This is a genomic window from Paenibacillus oleatilyticus (assembly GCF_018998565.1).
Taxonomy (GTDB): domain Bacteria; phylum Bacillota; class Bacilli; order Paenibacillales; family NBRC-103111; genus Paenibacillus_G; species Paenibacillus_G oleatilyticus.
Window position 1 is genome coordinate 102,297 of the sequence record NZ_JAHNZO010000025.1, and the last position, 13,060, is coordinate 115,356.

The following is a 13,060-nucleotide window of genomic DNA, read 5'->3' on the forward strand; positions in this document are numbered from 1 at the left end:
GATGCGGAGGAGATTTAGATGAAAATCGATTTAACGGGAAAAGTGGCTTTGGTAACGGGCTCGAACGCAGGGATCGGCCGCGCGATTGCGATCGCGCTTGCTGCGAGCGGCGCCAAGGTGGGCGTCAACTGCTTGCGCAACGTGGCGCAGGGGGAAGAGACGGTTGCCGCCATCCGGGCAGCCGGGGGCGAAGCGGTGCTCGTTCAGGCCGATGTGACGGACGCTGCGGTGATCGACCGTCTCGTATCGGAGGTCGAGCGGGCGTTCGGCGGAACGGTGGATATCTTGGTCAATAACGCCGGCCATCTGGTGAAGCGCCAGCCGAACATCGACATGACCGAGCAATTGTACCAGCAGATCATGGATGTGAATCTGAAAAGCACGGTATTCATGTGCAAGCGCGTCCTTCCGGGCATGAAGGCGAAAGGGGCGGGCCGCATTATTAACATGTCCTCCGTTGCCGCCCATAACGGAGGGGGGCCGGGTTCGAGCATTTATGCCGCAAGCAAGGCGGCCGTATCCGCCTATTCCAAAGGACTTGCCAAGGAAGCGGCGCCCAGCGGTATCACGGTTAATCTCGTGTCCCCCGGCTTTATCGGCAATACGATGTTTCATGCGACCTTTACGACGGACGAAGCGCGCAAAGCGACGGTAACCGGAATTCCGCTGCAGCGGGAAGGGACGCCGGAGGATGTGGCAGGCGCCGTCCTGTATCTGGCCTCCGATCTGGCCTCTTATTTGACCGGCGAAACGATCGAGATCAACGGCGGGATGATGATGCGATGAGTACGGGAATCCGGCATAAAACGGAAAAGCACGCCTGGGGCCGTCGGGTGCTGGCCGAGCTCAAGGAGGAGCTGGACCGGCTGGAAGCGGCGGGCAGCTTGCACATTCCCGTGGAGCCGGGCGGCTGGTGGCATCAATACGTGTGCCCCCATCACCATGCGGAGCTGCTGTTCGATCCCGCCGAACGGGATGCGCAGTCGTTCCGCTGCCCGCACGGCTGCCTGATCGAAGGCGAAGCGTACCGCGGGGCTTGGCTCGCGTTCAAGCACCAGTCCCTGGCGCGCGCCGCGCTTCAAGCGGCGGCGGTCTATGCGGCTTCGCGCGAAGCGGCCTATGCGCTGCTGGCGAAGCGGATCATTGCCGGGTATGCGCGCCAGTTTCCCGACTACCCGGTGCATCCGGACGCCCAGCCGTGGATGCTGAAAGGCCGGGCGTTTCACCAGGCGCTGACGGAAGCGATCTGGTCGACGACGCTGCTTCGCGCCTGCTTGCTGTTAAGCGACGAAGGCGTGACCTGGACGGAGCCCGAGCGTGAGGAGATCGACGGTTATTTGCGGTTGCTGGAGGCAAGTATGACGGAGTACCGCCGTATTTTAATTCACGAACGGGGCAATGCGGAAAACAATTACACGGCTTGGCTTAACGCTTCGCTTTCGTGCATCTACGCGGTGAAGAACGATCGTAGCGGATTGCTTGCCCTGATTGCGGGCGAAGGGGGCTGGAAGCATCATCTGTCTATCGGCGTCAAGCCGGATCAGCTTGAGTTCGAAGGCAGCACGTACTATCACGTGTTCGTTCTGCGGGCATACTTGATATCGGCGGAAATGGCGGAACGTTTCGGCATCGATCTGTACGACGCCGAAGGGACGGCGGGTCAATCGATGCGGGGGATGTTCGACGTGCTGGCTGCGCTCGCCGACGACCGGGGCGGGCTGCCCGCCCTGCATGACGGCCCGATGGAGCGGCTGCCCTATGCCAGAGAAATCGCCGAAATTATGGAGATCGGCCTGAGCCGGTACCGTCAACCGGGGCTCGTGCCGATCCTGCGCGAAGCGTATCGGCAGATGGGCGGGCCGGACGGCGCGCGCTGCCAGCTTGAGGCGCTGCTGTACGGCGAAGGCGAAGAGCCTGCCGCACGGAGGTTCGGCGGAAAGGCCGCAGCGGGAGGCGGGACGGACAGCGAAGAAACGGGGCTGCAGCGGGGCTCCAGATTGCTCCACGATTCCGGCTTTGTTCTGGGCCGGAGGGCGTCGAACGCGTTGTCGTTTTTGGCAGACTTCGGCCCGCACGGAGGCTCGCACGGCCATTACGACAAGCTTCATCTGACGGTGATGCACCGGGAAACGGCGTTTACGCCGGACTTCGGCATGGTGCCTTACGGATCGGAGCTCCGCAAGCAGTGGTTCGCCGAAACGGCAAGCCATAACACCGTATCGCTCGGCGGAGCATCGCAGGCGGCCCACACCGGAAGCTGCCTCCGCTTCGAAGAAACAACGGCCCATACGTACGTATGGCTACGGTCGGAAGGCGCGTATCCGGGCTGCCGGATGGACCGGCACCTGCTGCTGACCGATCAATGGCTGCTGGACTGGTTCGAGGTAGCGGCAGGGGAAGAGGCGTCGATCGAATGGTGGATGCACCCGGTCGTACCGGTCAGGGAAGAGACAGCTCCTACCGGTGTTGAGACCTGCCCGGAGCAAGCGCCGGATGACGGCGGCTTCTATGCGTTGGCGATCGAAGGCGAGTGGCAGCGCCTGCCCGTCGTTAAGCGTTACGAGGCTGCGGCGCCCGTTGGCTCAGCAGCGGGGGAGTTGGGGCTGTCGTACAAGGTGCCGGGCGGCGGGCGGATTTATCATGCGGCGCTGCTTCAACCGGGAGACGAAGCCTATGCCGTGAGGACTCCGGGCACCAGCGTCGACCCGAGTCGGCCGCTAACCGCTTTGCTGCATCGGCGGCACGGCCGGAGTGCACGCTTTGTTCACGTGTACAGCGCCGGAGAACGGACGGCCTTGAAGGAGATATCCCTTGGCGTGGTTCAAGTCGAATCGGCGGGAGAGCTTTGCATCTGCGAGCTTACGGAGAAGGGACTTACCGTCATAGGAGGGGAACGCCATGAGTAACCTGGCACCGTTATACGAGCCGCAGAGCGGTGTGTTGACCGTGCAGTATGCACCGGACGAACAGACCGTCCTTACCGAAAATCCGCCCCGGTTCACTTGGATTCCGGCACAATTGGAACATGACCGGTACGTGCTGCAAATTTCCCGCAGCGCATCGTTTGCGGAGGAGGAAACGGAGACGGTTGCGCCGGTTCCGTATAATTTGTATACGCCGGACCGTCCGCTGGAGCCTGGCACGTATTACTGGCGGTATGCGCTGCTGACGGGCGATGAAGCGGGCCGAACGGCCTGGAGCCGGGTGCGGCGCTTTGCCGTGCCCGAAGGGCTGCCCGAGACGCCGCTGCCGTCGCCGGAGAGCCGCTATGCGCAAGCTTCGGCGGCACATCCGCGGCTGTGGCTTCAGGCTTCCAAGCTGCCGGACTTCCGCCGCAGGGTCAAGGAAGACCCTTCCTATTGCGGCTGGGAGACGTTTTACGAGCGCTCCGTCCGGCCCTGGATCGGGCGCGAGCTTATTGCGGAGCCGCAGCCGTATCCGGACCACAAAAGGGTCGCGAGCCTATGGCGGAACATGTACCTGGACTGTCAGGAAGTGCTGTACGCGATCCGGCATTTGGCCGTCGCCGGCGTCGTGCTGGAGGACGAGGCGCTTATCGGACGCGCGAAGCTGTGGCTGCTGCATGTCGCCGGCTGGAATCCCGAAGGAACGACCTCGCGCGATTACAACGACGAAGCGTCGTTTCGGGTAGCCGGGGCGCTCGCCTGGGGCTATGACTGGCTGTACGACGCGTTGAGCGAAGCGGAGCGCGAGCTTGTCCGCGGTTCGCTATTCAAGCGAACGGGACTTGTGGCGTATCACGTGATGGAGCGGTCCAAAATCCATCACGTGCCGTTCGACAGCCACGCGGTACGTTCGTTGTCCAGCGTGATGGTGCCCTGCAGCATCGCCTTGCTGGGGGAGGAGCCGAAGGCGCAGGAATGGCTCGATTATACGCTTGAGTATTACGCGAACCTGTACACGCCGTGGGGAGGCGCGGACGGCGGCTGGGCGGAAGGTCCGATGTACTGGACGACCGGCATGGCGTTTGTGACGGAGGCGTTCAATCTGCTCAAAAACTATACCGGCATCGATTTTTACCGTCGTCCGTTTTTCGCCAAAACCGGCGATTTTCCGCTGTACTGCTTCAGTCCGGATACGCTGCGCGCCAGCTTCGGCGACCAGTCCACACTCGGCGATCCCGTCAGCTTGAAGACCGCCTTTAACATCCGGCAGTTTGCCGGAGTGACCGGGAATGGGCTGTATCAATGGTATTTCGAGCGGGTCAAGGAGATCGATACGGACTCGGAAATGAAATTTTACAATTACGGCTGGTGGGATTTCCGGTTCGACGAAATGGTGTACCGCCACGATTATCCGGCAATCGAGCCGGTTCCGCCGACGGAAGCGTCAATCGAGCCGGTCAAATGGTTCCGGGATGTCGGCTGGGTCGCTTTCCATGGGGACATGGCCGATCCCGAGCGTCATATCATGCTGCTGACGAAAAGCAGCAAGTACGGCTCCGTCAGCCACAGTCATGGCGATCAGAACGGCTTCCTGTTGCATGCCTATGGCGAGCCGCTTGCCATCGAGAGCGGCCATTACGTCGCTTTCGGCAGCACGATGCACCGGAACTGGAGGCGGCAGACGCGTTCCACCAACAATATTCTCGTGGATGGGCTCGGCCAATACGCCGGAACGGATAAAGTGCTGGCGATGGCGGCCTCCGGCATCGTCGAGGCGGCAGAGCAGCGGGACGGTTACGGCTATTCCCGCTGCAATGCGACGGCGGCCTACCGGCAGCACGTCCCTTACTTGGAGCGCTATGTCCGTGAGCTGTACTTTTTCGGGAAGTCGTTCGTCGTCGTCGTCGATCTCATCGATCTGGAACGGCCCGGCCGCGTCGAGTGGCTGTTCCATACGCTGTACGAGATGAAGCTGTCCGGACAATCGTTTAAGGTGCAGGGCTGCAAGGCGGATATGGACGGACGTTTCGTCTATTGTTCGTCCGGCGAGCTGGGGCTGACGCAGCATAACGAATTTGCGGACGTTGATCCGTCCGAGTACGAAGGGCTGCCGGTTCACTGGCACTTGAAAGCGGCGACGAAGGAAGCGCGCAGCCATCGGCTCGTTACCCTGTTGGTGCCGGTCAAGCACGGCGAACCGAAGTACGTCTCGCATTTTCTGGACGATCAGGACCACGGTGTCCATCTGTATTTTACGGAGGACGGGGTAACCCGGAAGGTCGAGGTGCCGAAGGCATATTAAACCTTCGGACGATAACCGGCAACAATGCAAAAAGCTGCCAAAAGGATAGCTCACTATCCCTTCGGCAGCTTTTTTTTGCGTTAAAAAATATTAAGTATTTGAAAATATGCTCTCCGGGCCTGTCAGCTGTATACGAAAAAAACGGATGGCCAACGGACCGCTTTTTCTTTTTTGGCTGTAGGGAACCAGGTATTCTACATCTTTTGTCATCAATCGACAAAATCTCTGAACCTGAAAGTCGAATCTTCTGAATCGTTTTTATTAAGCGTTTGTAAAAATGTCTAATTTTTGAACAAAAGTTTATAATTGATTACAAAATAGGACTTTACTACCATGTTATCTTTGCCTAATAATTGTATATAATTAGCAGGTGTTGGTTATTTTGTAATCGCATAGAAGGGGGTGACGACCGGATGTTCTCACGAAGGCCTTCTTGGATTTTGAATGCCGATGCAAGCTCTCGCACAAAACAGAAGACGCCGCAAAGCATTTGCCCTTCGTAAGCTCCGGGCAGAAAAAATCTCCATTAAGTGGGAGAATGGTTGCTTAAATCCAGCCTGATCCATCTCAAACATCTTGTTCAACCCACGTTCTGTTCATTTCATCGCATCATGAAACCGCATCTGCATCATTTCTACACACAAAACCTTACTCCTTAGTCTACCGCATGACCTGTTTTCAGAACAAGCCACGAATCCTGCAGGGAATACCTGAGGGACGTTTGCAGCATGACGAATCGAACAAACGATCTAGGTTCCGCCCTTGTTGCAGGCGATATTGCCGTATGCCAGGCGCTTTAAAAAGAGGGTACGAACATTAAGAACCACATCGCGGAGGTAAGCCCTTAACTAATTTTAATAACAGAATACATCATACCTGAGGAGAGATTATGATATGACAGTGAACACATTCGAAGCCTTGGAATCCAATGTTAGATCTTATTGCCGTTCGTTCCCGGACGTTTTCGTACGTGCCAAAGGCTCCGTCCTATATGCACAGTCCGGGAAGTCGTATATCGATTTTTTCGCCGGTGCGGGCGCTTTGAATTATGGACACAATAACGACTACATCAAAGAGCGGCTCATCAGCTATTTGCAATCGGACGGCATCAGCCACGGGCTGGACATGTACACTTCGGCCAAGGAAACGTTTCTGCAGACGTTCTCGGACAAAATTCTGAAGCCACGCGGTCTGAACCACAAGGTTCAATTTTGCGGTCCGACAGGGACCAATGCGGTAGAGGCGGCCTTCAAGCTGGCGAGAAAAGTCAAGGGCCGGACCGGCATATTTGCCTTCATTGGCGCGTTTCACGGCATGTCGCTCGGCAGCTTGGCCGCCACCAGCAGCCTGTATCATCGCGAAGCGGGCGGGGTTCCGCTGCACGACGTGACCTTCATGCCTTTCCCGGCAGGCTTTATCGACGGATTGGACACGATCGGATACATGGAGGCCATTCTGACGGACGACCATTCGGGTATCGCCAAACCGGCAGCGATCATCCTCGAAACGATCCAGGCGGAAGGCGGTCTGAACGAAGCTCCGATCGAATGGCTCCGCCAACTGCGCGATTTGTGCGACCGTCACGACATTCTGCTCATTTGCGACGAAATCCAAGTCGGATGCGGACGGACGGGGCCGTTCTTCTCCTTCGAGCGCGCAGGCATCGTTCCCGATCTGGCCGTGCTTTCCAAATCGATCAGCGGTTACGGGCTGCCGATGTCCCTGCTGCTGCTGAAGCCGGAGCTCGACGTCTGGAAGCCGGCGGAGCACAACGGCACATTCCGGGGGAACCAGCTTGCTTTCGTCGGCGCTACGGCTGCTCTCGAATTCCGCGAACAGACCGGATTGGAGGCGGAAACGGAGCGCAAGGCCAGATTCGTCGAGCAATTCTTGAAGGAGCAAATTTTGCCGATCGACCCGCGTCTCACGGTAAGGGGCAGAGGGCTCATCTGGGGAATCGACACGTCGGGCAGCGGGGATGAGACGCTCTCCAAAGCGATTGCCTCGCGCTGCTATGAGCTCGGGCTGATCATCGAGCGGGCGGGACGTAACGATGCGGTCGTCAAGCTGATGCCTGCGCTCACGATTCCGATGGAGGAGCTTGCCAAGGGCTGCGAGACTCTGAAGCAGGCCGTAACGGAATGCTGCGCATCGAACTTGCTTCAACCGGAATTGGTCTGAAGTCCGGCCGGCGGGTGATGGAGTAGCGAAATCGTATTCGGTTCACCATTTTATTGGGGGAGTGAATGTTATTGATGAATAAAAAAGTTCTGACGTTGCTGTTGTCATGCCTGCTGCTTTGGGCTGTCGTTGCAGCGCCTGCTTCCGCTGCCGCACCCAACCCGAACTTATCTGGCGTTCCCGGAACTTGGGCGCCCGGCGCCACACCGAGCAACCTGAATCCGAACTACCCGGTCATTCTGTTCGTACAAGGCTTAACAGCAAACGCCGGAACTTGGTACGAAACGAACGATATGTACCAAACGGCTTACAATAACGGGTATCAAACCGCTTTTGTCGAGCTGTACGATTCGGGAGGCCCGTCGAAAAATATGTGGGATAACGGCAAGCTGCTTGCCGATAAAATCGTGGAAATTTCCAAGGCGTTCCCGGGCAAAAAGCTCGTGATCGTCGCCCACAGCAAAGGCGGGGTCGACTCGCAAACGGCTCTCGTGCATTACGGCGCGTATCCGTACGTTTCGCACGTCATCACTTTAGGAAGCCCTCACCATGGATCGCAGCTCGCCGATTTGGCCTACTCCGACTGGGCGGGATGGCTGGCGGACCTGATCGGTTATAAGACCGAGGGCACCTACTCCATGCAAACGTCTTACATGAACTATTTCCGTTCGATTACCGATTCGCACGCCAACGTTTCGAAGAACAAGATTTACACGTTCGCCGGCGACGGCTGGCACGATTCAAGTCCGATTTACCTCATCGGTGGGCTATACTTGTCGAAGTTCGGTTCGAACGACGGCGTCGTAACGGTCACCAGCGCCCACAATCCCAAGGGCACCATGGTGAAGAGCGGACCGTGGGACCACAAGGTGGTTCACAACGGCACGCCGATGTTCCCGCTGATCAAGCCTTATTTGGCGGCTTCAGCCGGATTGGCAGCAGAGGCGGAAGGCGGCAGCGCCGGACAAAGTGCGGCTCGGGAAACGAATCCGTTGGACCGGGTTCAACCCGGCAGCACGCTGATCCGTGGAGGCAAGCATGAAAGCATCGCTGTCGAGCGTTTTCTCGTGGAGAACGACGTGCGGAGTATCACCTTCGACTGGATTGCCGATCAACCGGCCGACCGCCTGGAATTGATTGCGCCGAACGGCGAGAAAAGAACGATTGACGTCAAGGTAGAGCAGGATCAGGAGCTGTTCAAAAACGGCTGGCACCATACGGCGGTCGTTGCCAAGCCGGAGCAAGGCGAGTGGACGCTGCAGGCGCAATCCAAAAAGCCCGGCGCGCATCTGCTGACCGTTCAATACGACTCGGCACTTTCCGATTCGCTCAAGCTGACGACACAAGACAAGCAAAAATTCCGTGTAGAAACCGACGGCAGCGGGTTGTCCTCCAACAAGCTCAACGTTCGTTACAATGTGAGCTTTATCCCTGAGCAAGGCAATCCGGGCAAAAAGCAAATCCAATCGTTGAAAAAACAAGCGGTGGCAGGCGCGAATAACGAATTGGATCTGACGGCAGCCCAGGAACCGGGCGTTTACCAAACGTCCGTCGAGGTTCAGGGTGTGACGGCGCAAGGCGCTCCGTTCGAAAGATCCCTGCTCCGCTCGGTCTATGTCGATAAACAGGGGGGAAGGCACTAACCGACGCTTATGACGATCGAAGTTTACGCGGTGCGGTTATCCGGGGAGCCCGAGGCCGGCATCATGCAGCAGCTGTACGATTGCGTATCGGAAGAAAAGCAGGCGAAGGCCGCAAAATTGAAGCAAACTGAGGACCAGTGCAGAACGTTGGTCGGGGAAGCGCTGGCGCGGTGGCTCATCGGACAAAAATGGGGACTTCGCCCCTCGGATATCCGGTATATCCATAATGCTTACGGAAAGCCGTCTTTGGACGGTTTTCCGAATATTCATTTCAACGTATCCCATTCCGGCGAGTGGGTCGTGTGCGCCATCTCGGAGCAGCCGGTAGGCATTGATATCGAACGGCAGCAGTACATCGATTTTTCATGGTCCTATCATTATTTCGCCCCCGAAGAGGCATGCGATTTGCAGCAGCGCCCGTTTGCGGAGAGGTTGCCTTATTTTTACGATCTGTGGACTTTGAAGGAAAGCTTTATTAAGCAAAGAGGGGTCGGGCTTTCTCTTCCTTTGGACCGCTTCGCGGTGCGGGTAACGTCGGAGGGCAATCCCGTCCTGCTGCATAGCCCGGATTTAAAGGAGTACTGGTTTAAGCAGTATCCTGTGGACGGTCCGTACAAGCTGGCCGTATGCGGGCAGGAACGCGATTTTGCCGAAGAGCTGACCGTCCTGCCTTTCGACACGTTCGTGGAATCGCTAGTATCTGTACAGCCCGTTTCGTAAACGGACGGGCCATATGATGAGCTCTGCGGGCTGAATAAGCCCGCTTGCTCTTGAGCAATGATTTTTCCAGTACCTTGGGTTGCGGGCCTACCTTACGAATCCCTATGCCAGGAGAGTGTCGATGTGAACGAGAATAAAAATAAATTGTATGCTTTAACCCAAGCGCAACGAAGAATTTGGAATATGGAGATGATGTATCCGAATACGACCGTCGGAGCCATTGGAGGAACTTTATTCATAAGGGGTCACGTCCAAACCGACATTTTGATGCAGTCGGTCTATAAATTGATAAGAGAGTATGATGCTTTCCGTATCCGAATAGCTCCTTCCGAAGCCGAACCGATGCAATGGTTCGAAGAGGAATCGAACATCATCCCCGAATGCGATTATCTGGAAATGGGGAGCGTCGAGGAAGCGCAGGTATGGCTGGAGCATTTTAATAAAGTTCCAATAAGCATTTTTGATGAAAAGTTATATCAATTTTGCGTTTTTAACATTAACAACGAAGAGCACTGGTTTAACCTGAAAATCAATCATATTATTGCCGACGGCGTGGCATCGCATATCATTTGCAATACGGTCATGCAAAACTATATGGATTTGCTGAATGGAACCGTGCCGGATCAGAAAGCCAAAAGCTCTTATCTCGAATATATTTATGCCGAACAGGAATATGAGAGGTCGGAACGTTACCAAAAAGATAAGGCCTACTGGTTGGACAAGTTCAAATCGTTCTCTGAAATTACCGCCATCAAACCGAATACGCCATACGCCATAAGCACGGAGGCCAGAAGAGCGAGCGTTCCCCTTAGCGATAAACGTTACGAACAATTGAAACAATACAGCGAGCAGAATAACGTCAGTATATTTACTTTGTTTTTGGCATCCTTGTATATCCTTCTTCATAAAATAACCGGAAATCAAGATATTACGGTAGGCACGATTTATGCAAACCGGACGTCGAAGCAAGAAAAAGAAACGATCGGGATGTTCGTAAGCACCGTTGCGACGCGCATGCTGCTGGACCCGGATCAGAGCGCAGCCTCTTTTCTGCATCATGTATCCAAAGAACAGAAGTCGAACCTCCGCCATCAGAAATATCCGTACAATCAGCTCATTCAGGATTTGAGAAAAGAAAACAAGCAGCACGACATTCCGGAATTGTTCCGGGTGGATATTGAATATTTGCCGCTTACCTGGTCCCATTACGATGACCTCAGCGTTCTGCAAAACAGCCGTTTTTGCGGACACGAAGTGGGGGATTTTGCCATTCACGTCGTGGACATGGTTGATGACGGGCGGATTGAATTGAATTTCGATTACCGCATTCAGTTGTTCGAGGAACATGAAATCCTGCGCATTGCCGAACAGATGATTGCGATTATCGAACAAATTATACAGAACTCTCAGCAGACGGTGCGCGAGCTGTCCATGCTGAGCGAAGAAGAAAAGAGCAAGATATTGACCCAGTTTAACCCGGCATTGCCCGAGATTCCGCACAATAAGCCGTTCCACCGGTTGTTTGAGGAGCAGGCGGCACGTAACCCGGAAGCGGTAGCGGTCGTGTACGAGGACAAGCAGTTGACGTACGGACAACTGAACGAACGGGCGAACCGGCTGGCCGGCACGCTGCGTGAGGGCGGCATCGGCCGGGAATCGATCGTCGGCATTCTTGCCGACCGTTCGGTGGACCTGCTGGTCGGCGTCATGGCGGTCTGGAAAGCGGGAGGCGCGTATGTGCCGCTTGATCCGGACTATCCGTCCGACCGCATCCGGTTCATGCTGGAGGATAGCGGAGCGGCGATGCTGCTGACGCAAACCCATCTGCAGGACCGCGCCCAAGCGTGGCTGGCGGAAGATGCGGCGCTACAAAGCGTGCGCTGCCTCTGCCTCGACGACGAACGTTCGTTCGGCGGAGATGGAGCGAACGGACCTGACACGAGCGGGCCGTACAATCTGGCGTACGTGATCTACACGTCGGGCACGACGGGACGGCCGAAAGGCGTCATGATCGAGCACCGCAGCCTGGTCAATACGGCAGCGGCTTACCGCCGGGAATACCGGCTGGATCAGTTCCCGGTGCGGCTGCTGCAGTTGGCGAGCTTCTCCTTCGACGTATTCGTCGGGGATATTGCCCGGACAATGTACAACGGTGGAACGATGGTCATTTGTCCGAAGGACGACCGCATCGATCCGACCCGTTTGTACGGCTGGATTCGCGACTGGCAAATTACGATCTTCGAATCGACGCCTGCGCTGATCGTGCCGTTCATGGAGCATGTGGCGGAGCAGGGCTTGGATATGAGCTCGATGGAGCTGCTGATCACAAGCTCCGACAGCTGCAGTGTAGCCGACTATCGGCTGCTGCAGGAGCGCTTCGGTTCGCAGTTCAGAATCATCAACGCCTATGGTGTAACGGAAGCGGCGATCGATTCGAGCTTCTACGATGAGTCCCTGGACAAGCTGCCGGAGGCGGGGAATGTGCCGATCGGCAAGGCGTGGCTGAACGCCCGGTTCTATATCGTAGATGCGAAGTTGAATCCGGTACCGGTGGGGGTATTGGGCGAGCTGTGCATCGGCGGTCCGGGCGTGGCCCGAGGATATTTGAACCGACCGGAGCTGAACGAAGAGAAATTTGTCGACAGCCCGTTCGTCCCCGGTGAGCGGTTGTACCGCACAGGCGACTTGGCGCGCTGGATGGAAGACGGCAACGTGGACTTCATCGGCCGGATCGACTATCAGGTGAAGATTCGCGGCTACCGGATCGAGCTGGGCGAGATTGAGTCGGCGATGCTCCGTTTCGCCGGGGTTCGTCAAGCTGTTGTGACGGATTGGACCGATGAGCGGGGCCAAAAATATTTGTGCGGCTACGCGGTTGCGGAGCAAGAGCTCGATCTGGACGAGCTGCAATCGTATTTGGATCAAACGCTGCCGTCGCATATGGTTCCGGCGCGTCTGGTGCGTCTGGAGCAGCTGCCGCTTACGCCTAACGGCAAGGTAGACCGCAAAGCGCTGCCCGAACCGGAAGGAAACGTTCAAGCCGGAGCGAAATATGCGGCGCCCCGTACGGCGGCAGAGCTGGCGCTTGCTTCGGTATGGCAAGCCGTGCTGGGCGTAGACAGGGTTGGGATACTGGATAACTTCTTTGCGCTCGGCGGCGACTCGATTAAAGCGCTGCAGGTGTCTTCGAGACTGCTTCAGACAGGCTATAAGATGGTGATGCGCGATTTGTTTCATCATCCGACCATAGCGGCGCTCAGTCCGCATCTTCAGGCTGCCGGCAAAATCGCGAGCCAGGAAGAAGTGAC

General features: G+C 56.6%; 7 protein-coding genes. All 7 read left to right on the plus strand.

Annotated features, from left to right (window positions below):
• Positions 1-18: 18 nt before the first annotated feature.
• The gene (locus KQX66_RS26755; RefSeq protein WP_216795908.1) at positions 19-786 is read left to right on the plus strand and encodes an SDR family NAD(P)-dependent oxidoreductase; all 768 of its coding nucleotides are present in this window, start codon (positions 19-21) and stop codon (positions 784-786) included.
• The gene (locus KQX66_RS26760) at positions 783-2,906 is read left to right on the plus strand and encodes a heparinase II/III domain-containing protein (RefSeq protein ID WP_216795916.1); all 2,124 of its coding nucleotides are present in this window, start codon (positions 783-785) and stop codon (positions 2,904-2,906) included. Before KQX66_RS26755 ends, KQX66_RS26760 begins: the two co-directional genes overlap by 4 nt.
• Positions 2,899-5,208: a DUF4962 domain-containing protein gene (locus tag KQX66_RS26765; protein ID WP_216795918.1), complete on the plus strand. Its 2,310-nt coding sequence runs from the start codon at positions 2,899-2,901 to the stop codon at positions 5,206-5,208. The genes KQX66_RS26760 and KQX66_RS26765 overlap by 8 nt, the downstream gene beginning before the upstream one ends.
• Positions 5,209-6,108: 900 nt before the next feature.
• Positions 6,109-7,389 carry a diaminobutyrate--2-oxoglutarate transaminase gene (gene ectB, locus KQX66_RS26770; protein ID WP_216795940.1) on the plus strand — a complete coding sequence of 427 codons (1,281 nt, stop codon included), beginning with the start codon at positions 6,109-6,111 and terminating at the stop codon, positions 7,387-7,389.
• 74 nt (positions 7,390-7,463) lie between these two features.
• On the plus strand, positions 7,464-9,032 hold the full coding sequence (locus tag KQX66_RS26775) for an esterase/lipase family protein (RefSeq protein ID WP_216795920.1): 1,569 nt from the start codon (positions 7,464-7,466) through the stop codon (positions 9,030-9,032).
• Positions 9,033-9,041: 9 nt separating this feature from the next.
• Positions 9,042-9,752: a 4'-phosphopantetheinyl transferase family protein gene (locus tag KQX66_RS26780; protein WP_216795927.1), complete on the plus strand. Its 711-nt coding sequence runs from the start codon at positions 9,042-9,044 to the stop codon at positions 9,750-9,752.
• 123 nt (positions 9,753-9,875) lie between these two features.
• Positions 9,876-13,060 (plus strand): non-ribosomal peptide synthetase (locus KQX66_RS26785; protein ID WP_216795929.1); only part of this gene is annotated, 3,185 nt, incomplete at its 3' end.